The sequence below is a fragment of the Ectobacillus sp. OTK genome, assembly GCF_059698935.1.
This window is the reverse complement of record NZ_AP048547.1, coordinates 5,296,983-5,319,672: the sequence shown is the minus strand read 5'-3', so window position 1 is coordinate 5,319,672 and position 22,690 is coordinate 5,296,983. Positions and strand designations below refer to the sequence as shown.

Sequence of the window (22,690 nt, the reverse complement as noted above, 5' to 3'; positions counted from 1 at the left end):
ATAAATTTCCAGATGGAAAGCAATTCGACAAGCTTTTTGGCGAAGACAGCGGCGCAAGAACCGAGCATGCCTTCACCTCTCACTCGTATTCTGATATAATTTCATCAATTGTAAATTTTAAGCCGTAATACGCAAACAGCGCGGTCATTAAGCTTGGAAAGCCAAAGCGGGAGCCGTCTTCATCAGGAATGAGTCCCTTAATCAGCTTCGTATCAATGTGGGCATCCGTAAATTGCTCAAGGGATTGCTCTCCTTCTTTGATTGCGGATATGCCGACGATAAAGCGGCCTTCTGCCTGCATGCGCTTTGCCAGATCCAATGCCTCGGCGTCTGTGGAAAAACGGCTGATGAGCAGCACGCGGTCTGCTGAAGAGATGGATGCCAGATCTCCTCCTTCGAGCAAGGCTTTGGCCCCCTTCAGCGGTTCCTCCCCGTATAGCGCCTCTGTCACTACGCCTGCCATTTCTTTAGTGCCATGCATATAAATAGAACCATTTCCTACTAATGCCTGTGCTAGCAGCCGTGCGCTATCTTCTATATTCATTTCTTCCTGCTCAGCGATCTTTTTGAAATATCCACTAAGCTGCGTTGAGAAAATTTTTAACAAAATCATCCACTCCTTTTGAAATCCCTGTCCATTATATCTTATTTTCCGAAAAACTCGAAATAGGAGTTGGCAGAAGTAGAAAAGGACAAGTACAATGGAGAAGGAAATAGATTTCCACATGAGAATGCCTTCTTAATATATCGAGTTTTGGAAGTTATTGGGAATGGGGAAGGAAAACAATAAAACGTATAGAACTAGTTTGTGAGAGAGAAAGTAGAATACACATGCATGTTTTTAACTAAGAAAGGTTGGGGGAAACAATGGCTGGAAAGATTTTAATTGTAGATGATCAGTATGGAATCCGTATTTTGCTGAATGAGGTATTTCAGAAGGAAGGATATCAAACATATCAGGCAGCAAATGGTTTTCAGGCAATTGATATCGTTCTAAATGACCGCCCGGATTTAGTTGTTTTGGATATGAAGATTCCTGGTATGGACGGGATTGAAATTTTAAAACGCGTGAAGGAAATTGATAAGGATATTAAAGTTATCTTAATGACAGCATACGGTGAGCTGGACATGATTCAAGAAGCAAAGGATTTAGGAGCTCTTATGCATTTTGCGAAGCCATTTGATATCGATGAAATACGCCAGGCGGTGCGAGCAGAAATAGGTGTAAACGCTTAGATTTAAAAATTTCAAAAAATAATTAGAAAAAAGCGTTTTCAAATGCTGGAAGCTTTCTGAATTCAGTTGAGTTTTCCTAGACAAGTTGTTATTCTATGAAGGTAGAAAAAAGTCCGATACGGTTGGATACATATTTTCTATTATGTAGGTAACAATACCAATGACAAAACTTTATCGGATGCAAAAAACGGTTTAGGAGGATTCACCATGCCTTTAGTTTCAATGACAGAAATGCTTAACAAAGCATTAGCAGGTAAATACGCGGTTGGTCAGTTTAACCTCAACAACCTTGAGTGGACGCAAGCAATTCTAGCAGCTGCTGAAGAGGAAAAATCTCCTGTTATTCTTGGGGTTTCTGAGGGTGCTGCTCGTCATATGGGCGGTTTCAAAACAACAGTTATGATGGTAAAAGGCTTAATGGAGGACATGAACATTACAGTTCCTGTTGCAATCCACTTAGACCACGGCTCTAGCTTTGAAAAATGTAAAGCTGCTATTGAAGCAGGCTTCACATCCGTTATGATCGATGCTTCTCATCACCCGTTTGAAGAGAACGTTGAGACTACAAAGAAGGTAGTAGAATATGCTCACGCTAACGGCGTTTCTGTAGAAGCTGAATTAGGAACTGTAGGCGGACAAGAAGACGACGTTATCGCGGATGGCGTAATCTATGCGGATCCACAAGAATGTGCGGAGCTTGTAAAACGTACAGGCATTGACTGCTTGGCACCAGCTTTAGGTTCTGTTCACGGACCTTACAAAGGTGAGCCAAACCTAGGCTTCAAGGAAATGGAAGAAGTTCGCAACTTAACTGGCGTACCATTAGTACTTCACGGTGGTACAGGAATTCCGAAAAAAGACATCGACAAAGCGATTTCTTTAGGAACATCCAAAATTAATGTGAACACAGAAAACCAAATCGCGTTCACGCATGCAGTTCGTGAAGTATTAGCTAGCGACGCTGAAGTTTATGATCCTCGTAAATTTATGGGACCAGGCCGCGAAGCAATCAAACAAACTGTTATCGGCAAAATCCGCGAATTCGGTTCTAACGGTAAAGCAGTTTAATTTATTGTTGAAATAAAATTGCAACTTGGAAACCGTCTAGTCCGTTAGACGGTTTCCTTTCTTTGTACGATGAAAACGTCAACATTTTACAAAAATAGACAAAAAATAACAATGTAATGAAAAAGTAAAAAAATATGGTATGCTTTATACATTAAAGGGATAAGCCGCGGGTCAAGTTGTTTGTCACTTCGATCTCGCATGCTTTATACATTACAAGGGGGATTTACTTATGAAATTTTTTATCGATACTGCAAACTTGGAAGAAATCAAAAAAGCTTATAAGCTAGGGGTATTAGCTGGAGTAACTACAAACCCTTCCTTAGTAGCTAAAGAAGGCGTTAAATTCGAGGACCGTATTGCTGAAATTTGCCAATCCGTTCCACGTGTGGAATCTGTATCAGCTGAAGTAACTCCAGATGCGCTTACTGCTGAAGAAATGATCGCTCAAGCTGAAGAGCTTATCAAAATCAACGGCGGGGATGATAAGGTTACAATCAAACTTCCTATGAATTTAGCTGGTTTAGAAGCTTGCCGTTACCTTGCAGATAAAGGTGTTAAAACGAACGTTACACTTATTTTCACAGTGAATCAAGCGTTGCTGGCAGCTCGTGCAGGGGCAACTTATGTATCTCCATTCTTGGGCCGCTTAGATGATATTTCTGAAGATGGTGTACAATTAGTATCCAAAGTAGCAGAATTGTTCCGTATCCATAATTTCGATACTCAAATCATTGCGGCATCTGTTCGTCATCCGGATCATGTTACTCGCGTAGCTATGGCAGGTGCTCATATTGCAACAATTCCTTATAAAGTAATTGAGCAGATTTCAAAACACCCGCTTACAGATAAGGGAATCGAGCAGTTCCAAAAAGACTGGAATAATCGTTAAAACAAACCACCGGTGGAGCGTATCCACCAAGAAGGGAGAACAAAATGGAAAAGTTGATCATTCAAGGCGGAAAGCCGCTTAGCGGCTCCGTTCGCATCAGCGGTGCAAAAAATAGCGCTGTCGCCCTTATTCCGGCGACCATTTTGGCAGAAACTCCTGTTACAATCGGCGGTATCCCCGGTATTTCTGATGTACAATTATTAGGCGATTTGCTTGAGGAAATCGGCGGTGTGGTTTCATATGATGGACAAGACATGACAGTGGATCCTTCCCGTATGGTATCTATGCCGCTTCCAAACGGCAAGGTAAAAAAGCTGCGTGCATCTTATTACCTAATGGGCGCAATGCTTGGACGCTTCAAAAAGGCAGTTATCGGTCTTCCTGGCGGCTGCCATTTGGGCCCGCGTCCGATTGATCAGCACATTAAGGGATTTGAGGCACTCGGTGCACAGGTAACGAATGAACAAGGCGCTATTTATTTGCGTGCGGACGAGCTGCGCGGCGCCCGTATTTACTTGGATGTCGTCAGCGTAGGTGCTACGATTAACATCATGCTTGCCGCTGTCCGTGCAAAGGGGCGTACGATTATTGAAAATGCGGCCAAGGAGCCGGAAATTATCGATGTTGCAACGCTGCTTACAAGCATGGGCGCCCGTATTAAAGGGGCGGGGACAGATGTTATTCGTATTGACGGTGTTGATACGCTCAAGGGCTGTTACCACTCCATCATTCCAGATCGGATTGAAGCTGGTACGTTCATGATTCTAGGAGCAGCGGCTGGTGAAGAGCTATTGATTGACAATGTGATTCCTCAGCATCTTGAATCAGTAATTGCAAAGCTTCGCGAGATGGGAGTCCAAATCGAAACGAACGATGATCAAATTATCGTGAGAAGCAGCGGCAGCCTAAAGATGGTAGATATTAAAACGCTTGTTTACCCTGGTTTTCCTACCGATTTGCAGCAGCCATTCACAGCTCTTTTAACGAAAGCAAATGGAACAGGTGTTGTTACGGATACGATTTATGGTGCTCGCTTCAAGCATATTGATGAGCTGCGGCGGATGAATGCCCGTGTGAAGGTAGAAGGACGCTCTGCTATTGTCACAGGTCCTGTCGAGCTAAATGGGGCAAAGGTAAAGGCGAGCGACCTTCGTGCCGGTGCAGCTCTCGTTATTGCTGGTTTGATGGCGCAGGGGGTAACAGAGCTAACCGGTCTTGAGCACGTAGATAGAGGATATGAGGATTTGGAAGAGAAGCTTAGGGGGCTCGGTGCTCGCATCTGGCGTGAAAAGCTGACTGAGCATGAAATCGAACAAATACAAAATTCGTAACAGTGCTTACGGTTTATAAGGAGAGGGACGAGTATGGAAAGAAGCTTATCGATGGAACTTGTTCGTGTAACAGAGGCTGCCGCTTTATCAGCTGCGCGTTGGATGGGACGCGGCTTGAAGGATGAGGCTGATGAAGCAGCTACATCAGCAATGCGTGACGTATTTGATACAGTACCGATGAAGGGAACGGTTGTAATCGGGGAAGGTGAAATGGACGAAGCGCCAATGCTTTACATTGGAGAAAAGCTCGGAACAGGCTACGGCCCGCGTGTAGACGTAGCTGTTGATCCGCTTGAAGGAACGAATATCTTGGCAACAGGCGGTTGGAATTCTCTTGCTGTTATTGCGGTCGCTGACCATGGCAACCTTCTTCATGCTCCGGATATGTATATGGAGAAAATTGCTGTCGGTCCGGAAGCAGTAGGAGTAATCGACATTAATGCGCCTGTCCTAGATAATCTTCGTGCAGTTGCAAAAGCGAAGGGTAAGGATATCGAGGATGTTGTAGCTACCATTTTGAACCGTCCGCGTCATGAACAGATCATTGAGGAAATCCGTAAAGCCGGCGCTCGTATTAAGCTTGTTAATGACGGCGATGTAGCAGGTGCCATTAATACAGCCTTCGACCATACAGGGGTAGACATTCTGTTTGGTTCCGGCGGTGCGCCTGAGGGCGTATTGTCTGCGGTAGCCTTGAAATGCTTAGGCGGAGAAATCCAAGGTAAGCTTCTTCCACAAAGTGAAGAAGAGCTCATTCGTTGTAGAAAAATGGGCATTGATGACGTGAACCGTGTCTTGTTCATGGAGGATTTAGTTCGCGGAGACGATGCAATTTTTGCGGCGACAGGCGTAACGGACGGAGAACTGCTTCGCGGTGTACAATTTAAAGGAAATGTTGGCACAACGCAATCTCTTGTTATGCGTGCTAAGTCAGGAACAGTTCGTTTCGTTGATGGTCGTCATAGTCTGCACAAAAAGCCGAATCTTGTTATTAAATAAGACAACGAAGGCAGCAGTTGCTGCCTTCGTTTCTCCTTTTCTTTTTAGTAAATGGTTGATTAAACCGAGAAAATCGGGTTACAATAGTGAATATTATTCTACTTGCATTCACTTGCCTTTCACGATACCTTCCTTTCCTTTCACCCTTAAAAAAAGAAAAAACTAAAGAGTGGTGTTTCAATGAGCTTAACAATTGCAGCATTAGAAAATATGAAATTAAAAGAGCTGTATGAGCATGCCAAGGAATTTAAGATTTCTTACTACAGCAAATTAACAAAAAGAGAACTCGTTTTTGCGATTTTGAAGGCACAAGCAGAAAAAGAAGGCTTTTTCTTTATGGAGGGCGTTCTTGAAATTATTCAATCTGAAGGTTTTGGCTTCTTACGACCTATCAACTATTCTCCAAGTTCGGAAGACATTTATATTTCTGCCTCGCAAATCCGTCGTTTCGATCTTCGAAACGGAGATAAAGTATCCGGCAAAGTACGTCCTCCTAAGGAAAATGAACGATATTTCGGACTATTGCAAGTAGAAGCAGTGAACGGAGACGACCCGGAATCCGCCAAGGAACGCGTTCACTTTCCTGCGCTCACGCCTTTATACCCGAATCGTCAAATGAAGCTTGAAACACAGCATAATAAGCTATCCACACGTATTATGGATTTAGTGGCGCCTGTCGGTTTTGGACAACGCGGTTTGATTGTAGCTCCTCCGAAGGCCGGAAAAACAGAGCTCCTAAAGGAAATTGCTCACAGCATTACAACCAATCATCCAGAAGCAGAGCTGATTGTTCTGCTTATTGACGAGCGTCCAGAAGAAGTAACAGACATAGAGCGCTCTGTCCAAGGAGACGTTGTCAGCTCCACCTTTGATGAGGTTCCGGAAAATCATATTAAGGTAGCGGAGCTTGTATTAGAGAGAGCGATGCGTCTAGTTGAGCACAAAAAAGACGTCATTATTTTAATGGATAGTATTACTCGATTAGCGCGTGCGTATAACCTTGTGATTCCGCCAAGCGGACGCACATTATCCGGTGGTATCGACCCAGCAGCGTTCCACCGTCCGAAGCGTTTCTTTGGTGCGGCGCGAAACATTGAAGAGGGCGGCAGCCTAACGATTCTAGCAACGGCTCTCATTGATACGGGATCCCGTATGGACGATGTGATTTATGAAGAATTTAAAGGAACAGGCAACATGGAGCTTCACCTAGACCGCGGCCTGGCAGAACGCCGTATCTTCCCTGCGATCGACATTCGCCGTTCCGGCACGCGCAAGGAAGACCTGCTTATTCCGAAGGAGCACCTGGACAAGCTCTGGGCAATTCGCAAGGCAATGACAGACATGTCCGACTTCACGGACCGCTTCCTGCGCACGCTCAAAACAACAAAATCAAACGAAGAATTCTTTCAGCTGATCTCACAAGAGCAAAAAGACAAAGGCGTTGTCACAATAAGGTAAATAGAAAAGCGGATGCAGCCGTTTTACTCCTTGAAAAAACAGGTAGTTGCAATTTCAATACACTGTTGTTATAATTTCTTCATGTGTGTTTCATCTAAGATTTTGCCGAAGGGGCATTACATGGTGAAAAACTCTGTTTCGAAATAGATTCAGGGCGGAAGGAGATGACAAGAATGAAAGCAGGAATTCATCCGAACTATAAAAAGGTTGTATTCATGGACGTGAACACAGGTTTCAAATTTTTGACTGGTTCTACAAAGCACTCCAATGAAACAATCGAGTGGGAGGACGGTCAAACATATCCATTAATTAAAGTGGAGATCAGTTCTGACTCTCACCCATTCTACACAGGTCGTCAGAAGTTTGCTGCAGCGGCTGGCCGCGTAGATCGCTTCAACAAGAAATACGGTCTTTAATCCATGTAGACATAAAAGCAGGCAAGTGTATATTCGCTTGCCTGCTTTTTTTGCGATATAGTAATGTAGAATCTCATTGGTCCAGCGGCTAGGCTGGAATATAACATAGATTATTAAAATGGGCACTTTTCTTCCCGCTTTCATCTAGCGGAGGAAGGATGGAGGATACGCCACATGTACCTAATGAACCAAAACGGTTGGATTGAGGTAATTTGCGGCAGCATGTTCTCTGGTAAATCCGAGGAACTGATTCGCCGTGTGCGTCGTACGCAATTTGCCAAACAATACGCAATCGTATTTAAACCGAGTATAGATAACCGTTACAGTGAAGAGGATGTTGTATCTCATAACGGTGCAAAGACAAAAGCCATTGCGGTGACGTCTTCAGCTGAAATTCTGGATGCTGTAGCGGAAGAAATAGATGTAGTTGCAATTGATGAAGTACAATTTTTTGATGACCATATCGTTGAGGTCGTACAGCAGCTAGCGAATTCCGGATATCGCGTGATCGTTGCAGGGCTTGATCAGGACTTCCGCGGATTACCGTTTGGAAAGGTTCCTGAGCTCATGGCTATTGCCGAGCAGGTAACAAAGCTGCAGGCAGTTTGCTCTGTATGCGGTGCGCCTGCAAGCCGCACGCAGCGGCTCATTGATGGAAGACCTGCATCATTCCATGATCCGGTTATTTTAGTTGGTGCTGCAGAGTCATATGAACCGCGCTGTCGTCATTGTCATATTGTACCAAAGTAAAATCAAACTCGCTCAAATAGCGGGTTTTTTTGAAAAGCAAGAAAGTATAACTTTTGGGTGCCATGGCCTGCTTGCAGCAAAGACGAGCCATGTTTGCTCTTCTTATACTTATTTGATTTTCTTTGTTTTTCTCCCATATACTATTTGTTAGAAATTGAAGATTGAGGTGAAGGATATGTTAGATCGTTTACAGGCGGTTGAAGACCGCTACGACAAATTAAATGAGCTATTGAGTGATCCGGCAATTGTAAATGATCCGAAGAAGCTTCGCGAATATTCAAAGGAACAAGCTGATATTCAGGAGACAGTGGAGGCATACCGCGAATATAAAAGTGTACGCGAGCAATTGAAGGATGCAAAGGCAATGCTTGAGGATAAGCTTGATGCAGAGATGCGCGAAATGGTAAAGGAAGAGGTTTCTGACCTTGAGAAGCAGGAGCAGGAGCTAGAGGAGCGCCTTAAGATATTGTTGCTTCCAAAGGATCCAAACGACGATAAAAACGTAATTATTGAGATCCGCGGTGCTGCCGGCGGTGATGAAGCAGCTCTATTTGCAGGCGACTTATACCGTATGTACAGCCGTTATGCAGAGGCGCAGGGCTGGAAATCAGAGGTAATCGAGGCAAGCTATACAGAGCTTGGCGGCTTTAAAGAGATTATTTTTATGATTAACGGAAAGGGCGCATACTCGAAGATGAAATTCGAAAACGGTGCACACCGCGTACAGCGTGTACCGGAAACAGAATCCGGCGGACGCATTCATACGTCTACAGCAACGGTAGCAGTACTGCCGGAAGCGGAAGAGGTAGAGATTGAAATCCATGATAAGGATATTCGTGTTGATACGTTTGCATCAAGCGGACCGGGCGGACAGAGCGTAAACACGACGATGTCAGCCGTTCGTTTGACACATATCCCAACAGGCGTTGTTGTATCATGTCAGGATGAAAAGTCTCAGATTAAAAACAAGGAAAAAGCGATGAAGGTATTACGCGCCCGCGTGTATGATAAGTTTCAGCAGGAAGCGCAGGCAGAGTATGATCAAAACCGCAAGCAAGCAGTTGGAACAGGTGACCGTTCTGAGCGCATTCGCACATATAACTTCCCGCAAAACCGTGTAACGGACCACCGAATCGGCTTAACGATTCAAAAGCTTGATCAAATCCTCCAAGGTAAGCTAGATGATTTCATTAATGCCCTAATCATGGAAGATCAAGCGAAGAAAATGGAGTCCGCACTATAATGCGCGTGTACGAAGCCCTCAAATGGGCTTCTTCTTTTTTGCGGGAGAAAGGGCGCGATGAAAATGCGGGGGAGCTACTGCTTTGCTATGTACTGGGGACCAATCAAACCGGCCTTTTAATGAATATGAGAGAAGAGTTAACCGATAGGCAGCAGCAAGCATTCTCCGATGCGGTAGCCAAGCATGGAGATGGGGTTCCTGTGCAATATATAACGGGCGTTGAATCCTTTTACGGCCGGACATTTTTCGTGAATGAAGAGGTACTCATCCCGCGGCCGGAGACGGAAGAGCTTGTACTCGGTGTGCTAGAGCGTATCCAAAAGAAATTTGGCTCTGCTTCAATTGAGGTTGCCGATATTGGAACAGGCAGCGGCGCGATTTCGATTACGCTTGCGCTTGAACATCCGGGCCTGCATGTATCAACAGTTGATATTGCACCCCAATCCATTGAGGTGGCGAAAAGAAATGCCGAGCACCTCGGTGCGAATATAACCTTCTATCATGGCGACTTATTGCAGCCGTTTATACAAGAAGGAAAGAAGCTGGATGTGGTCGTTTCCAATCCGCCCTACATTCCGTATGAAGAGTGGCAGGAGCTGTCTACAGTGGTAAGGGACCACGAGCCGGTGCGCGCTCTTGTAGGCGGGGATGATGGCTTGGATTTTTACCGCCGCTTTATGACGGAGCTGCCGCTTGTGCTCCGGGAAAGGGCAATTGTAGCGTTTGAGGTAGGTGCCGGGCAAGGAGAAGCGGTAAAGAATATGCTGCAGCAAACCTTTAAGACGGCTGCTGTCGAGGTTGTTTTTGATATAAACGGAAAAGACCGGATGGTATTTGCAGATATTTAAAGGCTCTAGAATTAAGGAAAGAGCGTGGGCGTTCATGCATGTCGGACGCTCTTTTCCTCCGAAAAAACTGGATTTAAATTTTTTATGCTAGTTTCTCAATCTGCTAGTTTAGATTGTCTGAATTGTGTCTACACTGTTTTACTGAAGGGACGGTGTGGGGAGAATGAAAAAGCAAATTATCGCATTTCTTTTATTGATGGTAATCGGCGCACAAATGATGGCGCATTTCGGATATACAAAAGTGGAAGCAACTGAGCAAAAGGTGATTCCGGACGAGGCCATTCGCCTTCGTATTTTGGCTAATAGTGATTCCGAAGAGGACCAGGCTTTAAAAAGAAAGGTTCGCGATCGCGTAAAGGCGCAAATTGACACTTGGGTTGCAGACCTAAAGTCGATAGACGATGCGCGCCGCATCATTCAAAGCCGCCTCCCAGAGCTAGAGGAAACAGTTGAGAAGACATTAAGAGAAGAGAAAAGCAATCAGTCCTTTACAGTAGAATTTGGAAAGCATGTTAAGTTTCCGACGAAGGTATACGGCAATTTTCTCTATCCCGCAGGAGAATACGAAGCGGTGCTAGTGAAGCTTGGGGAAGGTGAAGGGGCAAACTGGTGGTGCGTGTTGTTTCCGCCGTTATGCTTCCTAGACTTCTCAAGCGGTACGGCTGTTGCACAGAAGGATGTGCAGACGGCTAAAGCAGCAGAGGTATCTGCAAAAGAGAAAGAGCAAGAAGAAGCAGTGTCTGAGGAACCGCAAAAGACAGCGGTGCAGGAGGATGCAGAAAACGAGCAGCCTGAGCAAGAAGAAAAGAATGTAGAAGAGACAAAGGCAGAGAAAAAAGCAGAGAAAAAAGCAGAAACAAAAAATGCTGTAAGGGCAGAAACAAAATCAACAGATAGAAAGGAATCCAAAGTTCAGGAGGAGGCTTCTGAAGCGAAGAAGGAAAAAGCTGAGGAACAGCCTGAACCGGAGGAGTTAGATAAGAAGGAGCAGTCAAAGACAGTTGAGGTAAAGGAAGAGGAAGAACCAAAGGTGAAGTTCTTTATCGCAGAAGTATTTTCCTCTCTTTTTTCTAAATAGGTTCTATTTTATGTCCCCTCCGCATATAGTAGTTCGTAATGATGATGCGAGAGGGGATATGAAATGGCTGACATGCGGTTTGCGGCAAAACAGGATGTGGATAACTTACTTGCTTTTCTTGGACAAGTACATATGCATGATGTACGCATTCCAAGTATGTATGCCCAGTTTATGCTGTTAGAGGAAGAGGGCGCAATACAAGCGGTAGTCGGATATGAACGTGCAGGTGCAGCAGCGCTGCTGCGGTCGCTCGTTTTCTCGCCAAATGTGGATCAAATGCAGCTGCTAGGGTTTCTTCAAATGTTTTTAGAGCAGCTGCATCAGCTTGGAATTAAGGATTTATATTTAGTGACAAATAGCAAAAGCTCGGTACCGCTTTTTAGGCTGTTCGGATTCAAACCTGTGGATAAAGGCCATGTTCCAGATGAAATTGCTTCGCTGGAGCATTTTGCAGGCAGCATAAAAAGGGAAAATTCCTTTATTTTGAATTGTCAGCTATTCACAAAGATATCCACAAATTAACAAGGTTTATCCACATTTTGTGGATAAACCTTGTTTGTGCTTCCTTGTTTCTTCATAGTACACTGAAGAAATAAGGGATTATGAAAGAAAAAGGGATGTGAAGGATTATGAACACAAAAGTATGGGTTGTGGATAAAAATGTGGAAAATAAAAATGGTTATCCACAATTGGAGGAGGCTGCTGCGCTTTTACGACAAAAAGAGACAGTTGCATTTCCTACAGAGACAGTATACGGACTAGGAGCGGATGCGACAAGCGATGAGGCAGTTGCAAAAATATTTGCAGCAAAGGGGAGACCAAGCGATAACCCTCTAATCGTTCATATTGCTTCCAAGGAGCAGTTAGATAACCTGGCAGCATATATTCCGCCAGCCGCAGACACGCTTATGCAGCTGTTTTGGCCTGGCCCTCTTACGTTGCTGTTTCCAAAGAAGAGCAGTGTATCTGACAAGGTAACAGCCGGTTTATCCACAGTGGCAGTGCGCATGCCGGATCATCCGCTTGCCTTAGCGCTTATTCGGCAGGCGAATGTTCCAGTTGCAGCTCCGAGTGCGAACCGCTCCGGACGTCCGAGTCCGACGCTTGCCTCTCATGTGTACGAGGATTTAAATGGGAGAATCCCTGGTATTGTAGATGGCGGCCCGACCGGTATCGGCGTTGAATCTACTGTGCTTGATTGCACAGGAGACATTCCGGTTATTTTGCGTCCAGGCGGCATTACAAAGGAGCAGCTTGAGGAGGCAGTTGGACAAGTTCTATTGGATCCAGCTTTAAAGGACGAAACGAAGGCGCCAAAGTCGCCAGGTATGAAATATACACATTACGCACCAGAGGCTCCGCTCACGATTGTAGAGGGCTCGAGAGAATTTTTACAGGAGCTCGTGAGACGGCGAAGAGAGGAAGGTCTTCGCGTTGGCGTACTGACAACAGAAGAGAACCAAAGCCTCTATGAGGCGGATGCCGTGATTCCATGCGGGCGGCGCTCCGATTTGGCGACTGTTGCCGCTCATCTATATGATGTGCTGCGTTCATTTAACGAAGCTGGGGTCGATGTGATTTACAGCGAAGCATTCCCGAATGAAGGAATTGGCATTGCGATTATGAACCGTCTTACAAAGGCTGCCGGTCGCCGCATTCTCTCTGAAAAATAGCTTCTATCCGTCCTTGGCGCTGCATATCTTTAAGTAGCAAGTCCAAGGGGGGAAGGTATGGACATTCGACATGTATTTGGGGAGCTGATGACACTCATTATTATGGCATTTGCTTTAGGGCTGGATGCATTCTCGGTCAGCCTCGGTATGGGCATGATCTCCATGCGGCTGAGGCAAATGTTTTACATAGGCATCGTAATTGGTATTTTTCATGTAATTATGCCTTTATTGGGGATGATAATTGGACGGTTTCTATCAGAGCAATTCGGTTCCGTTTCTACAGTAGCAGGCGGTATGCTTCTCATGGCATTAGGATTCCATATTATTTATTCGTCGTTGTTCGGGGAAGAAGACAGCAAGATGGCTCCGGTTGGCTTCGGACTTATTTTATTTTCGCTCAGCGTGAGCTTGGACAGCTTCTCTGTCGGTTTAAGCCTCGGGATTTATGGTGCCCGTACATTAGCGACGATTATCATTTTTGGTGCAGTCAGCATGCTTCTTACATGGGCAGGCCTTCTGCTTGGGAACCACGTGAAGAATTGGTTTGGTACATACGGGGAACTTCTTGGCGGAAGCATTCTCATTGGGTTTGGATTAAAGCTATTATTTCCTATATGAAAAAACGGCACCATGGGCGTGCCGTTTTTTTTGTTGGCCGATGAAGCAATCTGTTTCCGCTTGTGTACGGTATGGGGGCCATATTGCTTTAGCTTCTCGCCAGGCAAAGATGTTTGAACAATATTATGTGAAATATCGCTTCAATAAGGATAATGGTCAAAATGTATACTCTCCGGTAAGTGCTTCGTGTAAAATAAAGGAAAAAACCGGGGGTTATTTATGAATATTTTATATTTAGAGGATGATCTGGAAATTGGGAGCTGGGTAAAAAAAGATTTGGAGTCTAGAGGCTATACAGTAGAGTGGCATACTTCAGGATTAGAGCTTTCTCATCATTTAGATCGATATGATTTAATGATTTTGGATGTCATGCTGCCTGGCTTGGATGGCTTTTCCTTGGGCAGACGACTAAAAAATAAGTATCCTCAAGTCCCAATTCTTATGCTATCGGCAAGAGGGGCAATTGAAGATAAGCTGGAGGGATTGGAATTTGCTGATGATTATTTGACGAAACCCTTTCATCCCGATGAGCTGGCAAAGCGCATTGAAGTGCATTTGAGAAGATATAATAAATTATTATCACCGGTATTACAATTGCGCCACTTAGAGATAGACCAAGCGAAAAATAGTATTATCAACACGCTAACAAACGAAGAGATTATTTTGACAGGTAAACAATTTCAAATTTTTAACTATTTTTTGCGCCATTTAAATCAAATTTTAACGAAGGAACAGCTATTTGAAGGAGTATGGGGAGAACCGTATATTGAAGGTGATAAAACTTTGATGGTACATATTCGTTTTTTGCGTGAAAAAATTGAAAAGAATCCTTCAAATCCTGAAATTATTGAAACCATTCGCGGGATTGGTTATCGGGTAAAGCAATGAAGTGGTATGACTCACTGCTCTTCAAATTCACTTTAATTGTACTAACAGCGATTTTGTTTATTCCTATTGCAATACCATTTGCATCCCTTATTACATATGTACCTACTATTCTACTGAAGAAGGAAAAGACGCCATACAAAGGCTACAATGAGTTGGAACGCATGTGGCATGAAGAGGCTCAAAAGCTAGCAGGGAAAACAGATGAGGAAATACAGGGAAGGCTGGAGGCCCTTCATGAAACGTACAGTGATTCCCAAATGTTTTGGGTTGACCGCATGGGAAAAACACGGGATACATTTTCGTATAAGGATGAGCTTCCTGCACAGTGGTCTGTCCCTTATACAATTCAATTTATGAAGGATAGTATAGATGCAGATCCATTCACCGTTATCGCATTTTTAGGGGAAGATCCATCTGCCGGGTTTATGGTGATTAAAGTAGACCGTATTTTGCTGGATCCGCCGATTCAGCGTCTTCCAAATGGATATGACTATTTTTTTATCTCTTTTTTCTGTGTGACTTTCATTTTATTTATTTTGTTTTCATCGCTATTTTTCAACAAGATACGTAAACGGTTAATACGTTTACAAGCTGCCATGCAGGACAGGCATCAATCAGGCATCCCGCTGCCGGTTGCAATTTCAAAAAACGATGAAATCGGCCAGCTTGAAGAGAGCTTTAATGCGATGGTAAAAGAATTAGGAGAAGGCCGCGAGCGTGAGAAACAGGAAGAAAAATTACGGCGTGAATTGATTGCCAATCTGTCCCATGACCTTAGAACACCTCTTACTATTATTCGCGGACACCTGACTTCCATGAGGCAGGAGGCACTAACGACTAGAGGCAAGGAAGTGTTGGCGAGTATTGACCAAAGGATTGATTTCTTAAGCAGCCTCATCGAAAACCTGCTGTCATATACACTATTATCGAGCGGTAAGTATCCTTTCCGGCCGGCTGCTACGGAGATAAATCGTCTCATTCGAAGCAGCATTGCAAGTTGGTATCCGGTTCTAGAGCAAAATGGAATGGAGATAGTAGTGGATATAACAGATGAGGAGTTTCATTGGTTAATTGACCGCAGCTGGCTGGAACGGATTATTGATAACCTGCTTCAAAATGTACTTCGTCACGCTGGCGAAGGTAAGTACGTTAAGATAATAGTCATAAAAGATCAAATTATTATTCAGGATAAAGGAAAAGGATTCTCTGAAAAGAGTTCCCAAAAAGGCATTGGAATAGGCATGGTGATCGTGAATTTAATGGTACGTGAAATGGGTTTATCTTTAGAAATTGATTCTGCTAATACAGGAACAAGTATTACAATTAAAAAAAGCGGTTAAAAAAGGCACTCTATTTCCTCGAGTGCCTTTTAAACTATTTTTAAACAAATTGGTACCTTTATTTTAAATACAGCGCTCTATGATAGCTATAGAGGTGATTAAAGTGAAGGAACATATGGTTATTCAAACAACTAATTTAATAAAAAGCTTTAAAGGAAAAACAGCTGTGAATGGAATCAATTTATCTATTAAAAAAGGTGAGATTTATGGCTTTTTGGGACCGAATGGATCAGGGAAAACAACCACAATCCGTATGCTTCTTGGTTTAATGAAGCCGACTTCCGGATCCATTGAATTGTTTGGCAATGATGTGAAAGGAAACTATTTACATGCACTGCGGAAGATTGGTTCATTAGTTGAATCCCCCTCTTACTATGCCCATCTGACGGGGCGAGAGAATTTAGAAGCCATTCGAAAAGTTCTTCAAGTGCAAAAAAGCCGGATTGATGAAGTGCTTAATATTGTAGGGTTAACAGCAGATGCGAATCGAAAGGTAAAGGAATACTCCCTCGGAATGAAGCAGCGGCTGGGAATTGCATCTGCATTGTTAGGAAATCCTGAACTGCTTATCCTCGATGAACCGACAAATGGTTTGGATCCTTCTGGAATCCATGAAATCCGTGATTTGATTAAGAGCATGCCTAATCGCTATGGAATAACTGTTTTAGTTTCAAGTCATTTACTTTCGGAAATTGATCAAATGGCTTCGAAGGTTGGAATTATTTTAAAAGGAAATCTCATTTTTCAAGATAATATTGAAGTGCTTAGAAATAGAGCGAGATCCCAAATTAAGCTTCGCGTACAAGATACCGAAAGGGCAAGGGCACTCCTCTTAACGAAAGGAATTGTTGTTCGCCAAGACAATCGGGCACTTTATCTCGAAGAGAGCAAGGATGAGAATGTTGCCGAGGTTATCCATACACTTATTCACAACGATATCTCTGTCTATCGTGTGGAGGAGGAAAGGAAATCGCTAGAAGAGATTTTTCTTGAATTGACGAGTGGAGGGGATCTGCGGCATGCTGGACATTCTGCAAGCTGATTTGCTGAAGCTGAAGAGAAAATGGTTTTGGCTGCTTGTTTTTCTAGGTCCCTTCGGCGTTATTTCGTTACAAATGGTGAATTACGGGGTGAGGTATGACTGGTTAATCAGGCAGCAGCCAGATGTTTGGATGGGGCTTATCCAAAATATAAATATGTTTGTCACGCCTGCCCTATTGCTGGGAATGACGATTCTTGCTTCGCAAATCGCAAATATTGAACATCAAACAAGCTCCTGGAAACAGCTATTGAGCTTGCCGGTTAGACGAAGGGATGTATTTTCATCCAAATTTATTATTGTATTTTTCATGCTGCTGCTATCCTGCGCTCTATTATTTATCGGAACGATTATCTTAGGGGTCTGTTTGAAATTTGGTTATAGCTTCCCGCTTCTCCTGATTTATAAAAACAGCTTCTATCCCCTTTTAGCAGGAATGCCTATCCTTGCAATACAGGTCTGGCTTTCGATTACGATCCAAAACCAAGCTTATCCGCTTTCCTTTGGTATTCTGGGCAGCGTATGTTCTCTGTACGCCTATTACGCACCAGACTGGGTAATTTGGAAGTGGCCGCTAATGCAGGCAGGGCAAGACCAGGATAAATTCGTTTTGGCCGGGCTTTTGACGGGGGCTGTTATTCTGCTTGCCGGCATCGTTGACTTTCAAAGGAAGGACGTGAAGTAATGCTTTGGTCTCTTATTGCGACAGAGTATTTTAAAATTAGAAAAACGAGGATTTTATCCCTTCTTTTTATAAGCCCTATCTTTGCCGGGGTGGTTGGCTTGGCGTCGAGTGATTTGTTATCAGGATCGAATAAGTGGCTTGCGTCTTTATTAGCTATGTCGCTAACACACTCTCTTTTACTGCTGCCGCTCATGATTGGAGTGCTGGCAAGCTTTATTTGCAGATATGAGCACCTTCACGGCGGCTGGAAGCAGCTGTTGAGTCTTCCTGTCCGCCGCGAGCATGTCTATTTAGCTAAATTTATTGTGATTGCGTTGCTAATTGCTGTCAATCAGCTTCTTTTCGGGATCAGCTGGATGATAGTTGGAGCAGTAAAAGGATTTACAGATCCTATTCCGCTGGAAGCCCTGTGGAAGAGCTTAGCGGGAGGGTGGATTTCCACACTTCCTCTCGCTGCCCTTTTGCTTTTTGTATCCATCGCATGGTCAAGCTTTGCCGCACCGCTTGCCCTAAATGTAATCTTTACGCTTCCTAACATCCTAGTAGCTAATTCCAAGCAGTATGCTCCCTATTATCCGTGGGTGCAGCCGTTTTTGACTATGCTCCCTAAGGAAGATGGACCGTGGGGAGGCTTTTTTACCTCATTTGAGTCGCTTATCTTTGCAATTTGCGGCAGCTTTCTTCTTTTTTTCGCTGCGGGACTATTCTATATTCGTCGAAAAGCAATTTGAAAAAGATGGGCATAAAGAAAACTCGCCATTGGGCGAAGGTAGAGGGGTAATTGTGCTTATACTGTATTCCTAAAATTTCCTGATTGTCAAAATTACAACTCTTTCTACTAAGTACGGAAATACTCGGTAAAGAAGGAAAAATAGGCATCATTGGAAGCGCAACAATGGGAAATGAAAATAGTCAGAAGTGGATGTGGCATTTCTGGGGACCAAGTAATATATCCTATAGAAAATGGGAAGTAAAAGCCTTTAAACAAGGAGATAAAGAAAAAATTGATCCTATAATGTTAAAAGATGAAACTTTAGTTCCTCTTGGCGAAAATATAAAAGGTCATAGTCACTCAGGTGCGGGATTTGATTCCGTAGGATTATGGAAACTTCATTTATAAACGGTGAACTGTTTGATGAAATGATTGTTAATATTAAAGCTTAAAATTAGCAGTCTAGACAGGAAGTTTTTCTTATTCAACAAACAGGTGCGTTTATGGATGCGAAATGTTCTTGGCTCAAATGAAATGTGGTCACACAATTTCGGTAAAGGTCAGGCAGTTTTAAATTTCTAAAACTGAAGGGTTATGTCGAAGAGTCGAATGAGGAGGTAACGATCTGAAAGGCTCCCCCTGCGTCGAATGGCACGCTGTTTAGTAAGAAAAGGCGGGTTATAAGCTCGGCTAATAGGCATGAGAATTTACGAACTGGACGTATGCGGGGAAACTCGCCCGTACGGTATGAGGTGGGGGAAAAGCTGGCGATAACTTCAAAAGCTTACCTATCACTATAGTAACGAAAAAGCCCAACTTCTCAATATTAATGCTGAGGAATTGGGCTTTTTAATATTGGAATTTCCTTAACATTGTAAATCCGCATGTTCCTGACGCTAACCCTAGAGGAAAGGGGGCAATAATAGCCTATTTTTATCTTTGAGGTCTTTAATGAAAGTGGTATCTTTCTGAGATTATTCTCTTTTTAAAAGTGCATTTGCGGTTGATATATCTGTTACAAGTACGTCAATCCATTTTCCATGTAGTGCTGCCAGAATGGCTGCTACTTTATCATGTCCACTTGCAAAGGCGATTACATTTTTAGCTCGTCTCATTTCCGATGCGGATAATCCAATCATACGATTTTCTTCCTCGTAAGGAATTACGTTTCCTTTTTCGTCAAGGAAAGATGTACAGATGTTTGCTACTGCCCCTTTTGCATGAATATTGTAAATGTCATCCTGATTAAAATAGCCCGAGCTTACAATGGTTGCATCCTCGGAAACCTGCCCGATACCAATTAAAGCTACCGTGGATTTTTTTCCTAGTTTGATAACTTCGTTAATATCTTGTTCCGCCATAAGAATGTCACGAGCTTGTTGTGAACCAACGATAGCCGGGGCGTTAAGAATCCAATACTTTGACTTTAGTTTCTCACCAAACACCCTTGCATTTGCATTCGCATGCCACTCCGATCCTTCGGCACCCCATCCCCCAATGAGAGGAACGAATTGCATATTTTTCCGTGAGAAGTAACCAAGTTCGGTACCAACCTCTGCAATACTTCTACCGGCCATAACGCCAACGATGTCCTGATCTCTTAAAACAGACTCTAGTAGTTCTACACCTGACTGAGCAAGATGTTGATCAAGGAGTTGCTTATCTGCTCCAGGAACGTTAACAACGACTGCATTTTTAATCCCGAATGTTTCAATGAGTGCACGTTCTATCTGATGTTCCTCAGAAAAAGGATCTTTAATACTAATCTGAACAATTCCTTTTGATCGAGCTGTACTTAACATCCGACTAATTTGTGGTCGAGAAATTCCTAATCGTTCAGCGATCTCTTGTTGATTTAAACCATCGATATAATATAACGTACTTACTTTGACAATCATACGAATTCTTTCTTCCATCATTTCATACATTCCTTCATCCTCCTGTTTGAACAAATGTTCATTATTGAATTTTTGTTAAGTTGATTATAGAATGATATTACAGTATTTACAATTATTTCTTATAAGATTGAGTAATAGCAAAGAGCAAAGGCCTAGATAACTAAAGATATCTGAGTGGAAAATAATTATTTATGAGTTCTTTGTCTATGAAAATTAGATTCTCTCTACGCTGTTCTCTACACGACATAGAGGGTTTATTTTTATTTAAAGGGAGGAAGCAAGGACATGATTACTCAAGAAACATCTACTAATGGTAAATTTGGTAAGTATGGAGGGGGATTTGTCCCAGAGACACTGATGTATGCATTGAAAGAATTGGAAAATTCCTTTCTTCAGTACAGAAAAGATCCTGATTTTATTGAAGAAGTGAAACAACTCCTTCAGGAATACTCAGGAAGGCCAACTCCCTTGTATTATGCAAAGAGATTGACTGAGTACTTAGGTGGAGCAAAAATTTATCTTAAACGAGAAGATTTAAATCATACAGGTGCTCATAAGATTAACAACACCATTGCTCAAGCTTTATTGGCTAAACGGATGGGGAAAAAGAAGATTATTGCTGAAACAGGAGCTGGCCAACACGGGGTGGCTACAGCTACGGTTGCTTCTCTTTTAGGATTAGAGTGCAAAATCTTTATGGGAGAGGAGGATATTAAACGGCAACAAATCAATGTGTACCGGATGCAGCTATTAGGGGCCGAGGTAGTACCTGTGACTTCAGGTTCTAAAACATTAAAGGATGCTGGAAACGAGACGCTTCGTTATTGGGTAGCACACGTAGAAGACACCTACTTTTTATTTGGAACTGCTGCAGGCCCCCATCCTTATCCAGTGATGGTAAGGGACTTCCAGCGAGTTATTGGGGATGAGACAAAGGAACAAATCCTTACTAAGGAAGGGCGTTTGCCGAATACGATCATCGCCTGTGTCGGCGGTGGAAGTAATGCGATCGGTATATTTTATCCTTTCTTAGAAAATACAGATGTGCGTCTAATTGGGGTAGAGGCAGGGGGAAAAGGTATAGAAACAGAAAAACATGCTGCTTCTTTAACAAAAGGAACCCCCGGCGTGTTTCAAGGATCAATGAGTTACCTACTACAAGACCAGTTTGGCCAAGTAAAGGAAGCTTACTCTATTTCCGCAGGACTTGATTATCCGGGGGTAGGGCCAGAGCATTCTTATTTAAAAGATGTGGGGCGTGTGCAGTATCGTTCTATTACAGATAAGGAAGCATTACACGCCGTTCAAACTTTGAGTCGAGTAGAAGGAATTATCCCTGCTTTAGAGAGTTCTCATGCTGTAGCTGAATGTATGAAAACTGCCCCTGCACTTCCAAAAGATCATATTTTAGTTGTTAATATTTCGGGAAGAGGCGATAAGGACATGGAATCAATCATGAAATATATTGGAGGTGTTAAAAATGAATCTAATTGATCAAACCTTCAATCAATTGAAAGGGAGAAATCAAACTGCCTTTATTCCGTTTATTACTGTTGGTGATCCGGATCTTCAAACAACTATCGAGATCTTACTCGAGTTGCAAAATGCTGGTGCCGGTATCATCGAGTTAGGAGTTCCTTATTCTGATCCTTTAGCTGATGGCCCCGTAATTCAACGAGCTGCAAAAAGAGCGCTTAAACATGGAGTGACAATATTCGATGTGTTCAATGTAGCAAAGGAAGCGAGAAAGGCTGGTATTCATGTTCCATTTGTCTTATTTACGTATTACAACCCTCTTTTACAAATCGGATTTGATACAGCTTTTTCTTTAATGAAGAATAGTGGGATTAACGGGGTTATTATTCCTGATTTACCCATAGAGGAAAGCGCAACGGTACGTTCCTTCTGCTCTATGTATGAGATTCACTATATCCCCTTAGTAGCACCTACGTCAAAGGATCGGATTGAACAGATTGTGAAGCAAGCGAAGGGATTTATTTATTGTGTATCTTCTCTTGGTGTAACAGGAGTCCGTGAGGAAGTTCACCAGGGGATTGGGGAGGTAATTTCCTCGATAAGAAGTGTTACAGATTTACCTATCGTTGTTGGTTTTGGAATATCCAATCGGAATCAATATCAAAAAATCTCTGAGCTATGTGATGGGGTAGTTGTAGGAAGCGCTATCGTTCAGGTTATTGAAGAAAATCTGCATTTGTTAGGTGAGATAGACACCCATTCGTTGGGACTTAAGAAAATACACGATTTTGTTACTAGTTTCTCAGAGTAAATAATGAGCTAAGGTATATTTAACTTTATAGTTTATTAGTCTAAAAGCAATACCAGTAGTTCACAGTAAGTGAACAGTTGATCGAATCATAAATCATTCAGTCTTAAAAACTTCTGTTTTTGAGACTTTTTTTCGAGGGATTGTTGTAACTTTCTTTATTAATTTGAAGTAATTTCTCCAAATCAAGTAAGCTAAGAAAATTACGTTTATGATCTTAGCTTACTTGAAAATTTA

Annotated in this window: 24 protein-coding genes; 22 read left to right on the top strand and 2 right to left on the bottom strand. The window is 43.0% G+C overall.

Translation table 11 applies throughout. From position 1 onward, the window contains the following. Positions 1-79 precede the first annotated feature (79 nt). Complete coding sequence (locus AC6HZ4_RS26350) at positions 80-607, bottom strand: DUF2529 domain-containing protein (protein WP_497492845.1); 528 nt, start codon at positions 605-607, stop codon at positions 80-82. Between the two features lie 260 nt (positions 608-867). Between AC6HZ4_RS26350 and AC6HZ4_RS26345 the strand changes: the two genes are divergently transcribed. The 20 genes from AC6HZ4_RS26345 to AC6HZ4_RS26250 all read left to right on the top strand — a co-directional run bounded on the left by AC6HZ4_RS26345 (position 868) and on the right by AC6HZ4_RS26250 (position 18,679). Further along, positions 868-1,236: a response regulator gene (locus AC6HZ4_RS26345; RefSeq protein WP_497492844.1), complete on the top strand. Its 369-nt coding sequence runs from the start codon at positions 868-870 to the stop codon at positions 1,234-1,236. Between the two features lie 207 nt (positions 1,237-1,443). Continuing rightward, positions 1,444-2,304, top strand: a complete 861-nt coding sequence (locus tag AC6HZ4_RS26340; protein WP_497492843.1) for a class II fructose-bisphosphate aldolase — start codon at positions 1,444-1,446, stop codon at positions 2,302-2,304. Between the two features lie 229 nt (positions 2,305-2,533). After that, positions 2,534-3,193 carry a fructose-6-phosphate aldolase gene (fsa, locus tag AC6HZ4_RS26335; RefSeq protein ID WP_497492842.1) on the top strand — a complete coding sequence of 220 codons (660 nt, stop codon included), beginning with the start codon at positions 2,534-2,536 and terminating at the stop codon, positions 3,191-3,193. A 44-nt stretch (positions 3,194-3,237) separates the two neighbouring features. After that, a complete protein-coding gene (murA, locus tag AC6HZ4_RS26330) occupies positions 3,238-4,524 on the top strand; it encodes a UDP-N-acetylglucosamine 1-carboxyvinyltransferase (RefSeq protein WP_497492841.1) in 1,287 nt (428 codons plus the stop codon). A gap of 33 nt (positions 4,525-4,557) precedes the next feature. After that, entirely contained in the window at positions 4,558-5,523 is a 966-nt protein-coding gene (gene glpX, locus AC6HZ4_RS26325) for a class II fructose-bisphosphatase (protein ID WP_497492840.1), read from the top strand. 180 nt (positions 5,524-5,703) lie between these two features. Beyond that, on the top strand, positions 5,704-6,981 hold the full coding sequence (rho, locus tag AC6HZ4_RS26320; protein ID WP_497492839.1) for a transcription termination factor Rho: 1,278 nt from the start codon (positions 5,704-5,706) through the stop codon (positions 6,979-6,981). 173 nt (positions 6,982-7,154) lie between these two features. Further along, positions 7,155-7,397, top strand: coding sequence for a type B 50S ribosomal protein L31 (locus AC6HZ4_RS26315; RefSeq protein WP_497492838.1), 243 nt, complete (start codon positions 7,155-7,157; stop codon positions 7,395-7,397). 174 nt (positions 7,398-7,571) lie between these two features. Further along, entirely contained in the window at positions 7,572-8,147 is a 576-nt protein-coding gene (locus tag AC6HZ4_RS26310) for a thymidine kinase (RefSeq protein ID WP_497492837.1), read from the top strand. 175 nt (positions 8,148-8,322) lie between these two features. Then, positions 8,323-9,390, top strand: coding sequence for a peptide chain release factor 1 (prfA, locus tag AC6HZ4_RS26305; protein WP_497492836.1), 1,068 nt, complete (start codon positions 8,323-8,325; stop codon positions 9,388-9,390). After that, positions 9,390-10,238 (top strand): peptide chain release factor N(5)-glutamine methyltransferase, encoded by an 849-nt coding sequence (gene prmC, locus AC6HZ4_RS26300; RefSeq protein ID WP_497492835.1) that lies wholly within the window; start codon positions 9,390-9,392, stop codon positions 10,236-10,238. The genes prfA and prmC overlap by 1 nt, the downstream gene beginning before the upstream one ends. Before the next feature lie 163 nt (positions 10,239-10,401). After that, positions 10,402-11,316, top strand: coding sequence for a stage II sporulation protein R (gene spoIIR, locus AC6HZ4_RS26295; RefSeq protein ID WP_497492834.1), 915 nt, complete (start codon positions 10,402-10,404; stop codon positions 11,314-11,316). A gap of 63 nt (positions 11,317-11,379) precedes the next feature. Further along, a complete protein-coding gene (locus AC6HZ4_RS26290; protein WP_497492833.1) occupies positions 11,380-11,838 on the top strand; it encodes a GNAT family N-acetyltransferase in 459 nt (152 codons plus the stop codon). Positions 11,839-11,945: 107 nt separating this feature from the next. Continuing rightward, the gene (locus AC6HZ4_RS26285) at positions 11,946-12,989 is read left to right on the top strand and encodes an L-threonylcarbamoyladenylate synthase (RefSeq protein ID WP_497492832.1); all 1,044 of its coding nucleotides are present in this window, start codon (positions 11,946-11,948) and stop codon (positions 12,987-12,989) included. 57 nt (positions 12,990-13,046) lie between these two features. Continuing rightward, complete coding sequence (locus tag AC6HZ4_RS26280; RefSeq protein ID WP_497492831.1) at positions 13,047-13,607, top strand: manganese efflux pump MntP; 561 nt, start codon at positions 13,047-13,049, stop codon at positions 13,605-13,607. A gap of 219 nt (positions 13,608-13,826) precedes the next feature. Beyond that, positions 13,827-14,495, top strand: a complete 669-nt coding sequence (locus tag AC6HZ4_RS26275; protein ID WP_497492830.1) for a response regulator transcription factor — start codon at positions 13,827-13,829, stop codon at positions 14,493-14,495. Further along, positions 14,492-15,835, top strand: coding sequence for a sensor histidine kinase (locus tag AC6HZ4_RS26270; protein ID WP_497492829.1), 1,344 nt, complete (start codon positions 14,492-14,494; stop codon positions 15,833-15,835). Before AC6HZ4_RS26275 ends, AC6HZ4_RS26270 begins: the two co-directional genes overlap by 4 nt. A gap of 79 nt (positions 15,836-15,914) precedes the next feature. Further along, positions 15,915-16,877: an ABC transporter ATP-binding protein gene (locus tag AC6HZ4_RS26265; RefSeq protein WP_497492828.1), complete on the top strand. Its 963-nt coding sequence runs from the start codon at positions 15,915-15,917 to the stop codon at positions 16,875-16,877. Beyond that, entirely contained in the window at positions 16,855-17,559 is a 705-nt protein-coding gene (locus AC6HZ4_RS26260; protein ID WP_497492827.1) for an ABC transporter permease, read from the top strand. The genes AC6HZ4_RS26265 and AC6HZ4_RS26260 overlap by 23 nt, the downstream gene beginning before the upstream one ends. Further along, complete coding sequence (locus AC6HZ4_RS26255) at positions 17,559-18,290, top strand: ABC transporter permease (RefSeq protein WP_497492826.1); 732 nt, start codon at positions 17,559-17,561, stop codon at positions 18,288-18,290. Before AC6HZ4_RS26260 ends, AC6HZ4_RS26255 begins: the two co-directional genes overlap by 1 nt. Positions 18,291-18,373: 83 nt before the next feature. Then, entirely contained in the window at positions 18,374-18,679 is a 306-nt protein-coding gene (locus tag AC6HZ4_RS26250) for a DUF4871 domain-containing protein (RefSeq protein WP_497492825.1), read from the top strand. Between the two features lie 566 nt (positions 18,680-19,245). Here the strand turns inward: AC6HZ4_RS26250 and AC6HZ4_RS26245 are convergent. Beyond that, entirely contained in the window at positions 19,246-20,199 is a 954-nt protein-coding gene (locus AC6HZ4_RS26245) for a sugar-binding transcriptional regulator (protein ID WP_497492824.1), read from the bottom strand. Positions 20,200-20,454: 255 nt separating this feature from the next. Between AC6HZ4_RS26245 and trpB the strand changes: the two genes are divergently transcribed. Both trpB and trpA read left to right on the top strand, forming a co-directional pair. Further along, positions 20,455-21,663, top strand: a complete 1,209-nt coding sequence (trpB, locus tag AC6HZ4_RS26240) for a tryptophan synthase subunit beta (RefSeq protein WP_497492823.1) — start codon at positions 20,455-20,457, stop codon at positions 21,661-21,663. Next, positions 21,650-22,456, top strand: a complete 807-nt coding sequence (trpA, locus tag AC6HZ4_RS26235) for a tryptophan synthase subunit alpha (protein ID WP_497492822.1) — start codon at positions 21,650-21,652, stop codon at positions 22,454-22,456. The genes trpB and trpA overlap by 14 nt, the downstream gene beginning before the upstream one ends. Positions 22,457-22,690 lie beyond the last annotated feature (234 nt).

What these genes read in the sequence shown, in the direction of transcription:
- AC6HZ4_RS26345 (WP_497492844.1), top strand. Translation starts at nt 868, where the DNA reads ATGGCTGGAAAGATTTTAATTGTAGATGATCAGTATGGAATCCGTATT.
- AC6HZ4_RS26340 (WP_497492843.1), top strand. Translation starts at nt 1,444, where the DNA reads ATGCCTTTAGTTTCAATGACAGAAATGCTTAACAAAGCATTAGCAGGT.
- fsa (WP_497492842.1), top strand. Translation starts at nt 2,534, where the DNA reads ATGAAATTTTTTATCGATACTGCAAACTTGGAAGAAATCAAAAAAGCT.
- murA (WP_497492841.1), top strand. Translation starts at nt 3,238, where the DNA reads ATGGAAAAGTTGATCATTCAAGGCGGAAAGCCGCTTAGCGGCTCCGTT.
- glpX (WP_497492840.1), top strand. Translation starts at nt 4,558, where the DNA reads ATGGAAAGAAGCTTATCGATGGAACTTGTTCGTGTAACAGAGGCTGCC.
- rho (WP_497492839.1), top strand. Translation starts at nt 5,704, where the DNA reads ATGAGCTTAACAATTGCAGCATTAGAAAATATGAAATTAAAAGAGCTG.
- AC6HZ4_RS26315 (WP_497492838.1), top strand. Translation starts at nt 7,155, where the DNA reads ATGAAAGCAGGAATTCATCCGAACTATAAAAAGGTTGTATTCATGGAC.
- AC6HZ4_RS26310 (WP_497492837.1), top strand. Translation starts at nt 7,572, where the DNA reads ATGTACCTAATGAACCAAAACGGTTGGATTGAGGTAATTTGCGGCAGC.
- prfA (WP_497492836.1), top strand. Translation starts at nt 8,323, where the DNA reads ATGTTAGATCGTTTACAGGCGGTTGAAGACCGCTACGACAAATTAAAT.
- prmC (WP_497492835.1), top strand. Translation starts at nt 9,390, where the DNA reads ATGCGCGTGTACGAAGCCCTCAAATGGGCTTCTTCTTTTTTGCGGGAG.
- spoIIR (WP_497492834.1), top strand. Translation starts at nt 10,402, where the DNA reads ATGAAAAAGCAAATTATCGCATTTCTTTTATTGATGGTAATCGGCGCA.
- AC6HZ4_RS26290 (WP_497492833.1), top strand. Translation starts at nt 11,380, where the DNA reads ATGGCTGACATGCGGTTTGCGGCAAAACAGGATGTGGATAACTTACTT.
- AC6HZ4_RS26285 (WP_497492832.1), top strand. Translation starts at nt 11,946, where the DNA reads ATGAACACAAAAGTATGGGTTGTGGATAAAAATGTGGAAAATAAAAAT.
- AC6HZ4_RS26280 (WP_497492831.1), top strand. Translation starts at nt 13,047, where the DNA reads ATGGACATTCGACATGTATTTGGGGAGCTGATGACACTCATTATTATG.
- AC6HZ4_RS26275 (WP_497492830.1), top strand. Translation starts at nt 13,827, where the DNA reads ATGAATATTTTATATTTAGAGGATGATCTGGAAATTGGGAGCTGGGTA.
- AC6HZ4_RS26270 (WP_497492829.1), top strand. Translation starts at nt 14,492, where the DNA reads ATGAAGTGGTATGACTCACTGCTCTTCAAATTCACTTTAATTGTACTA.
- AC6HZ4_RS26265 (WP_497492828.1), top strand. Translation starts at nt 15,915, where the DNA reads ATGATAGCTATAGAGGTGATTAAAGTGAAGGAACATATGGTTATTCAA.
- AC6HZ4_RS26260 (WP_497492827.1), top strand. Translation starts at nt 16,855, where the DNA reads ATGCTGGACATTCTGCAAGCTGATTTGCTGAAGCTGAAGAGAAAATGG.
- AC6HZ4_RS26255 (WP_497492826.1), top strand. Translation starts at nt 17,559, where the DNA reads ATGCTTTGGTCTCTTATTGCGACAGAGTATTTTAAAATTAGAAAAACG.
- AC6HZ4_RS26245 (WP_497492824.1), bottom strand. Translation starts at nt 20,199, where the DNA reads ATGTATGAAATGATGGAAGAAAGAATTCGTATGATTGTCAAAGTAAGT.
- trpB (WP_497492823.1), top strand. Translation starts at nt 20,455, where the DNA reads ATGATTACTCAAGAAACATCTACTAATGGTAAATTTGGTAAGTATGGA.
- trpA (WP_497492822.1), top strand. Translation starts at nt 21,650, where the DNA reads ATGAATCTAATTGATCAAACCTTCAATCAATTGAAAGGGAGAAATCAA.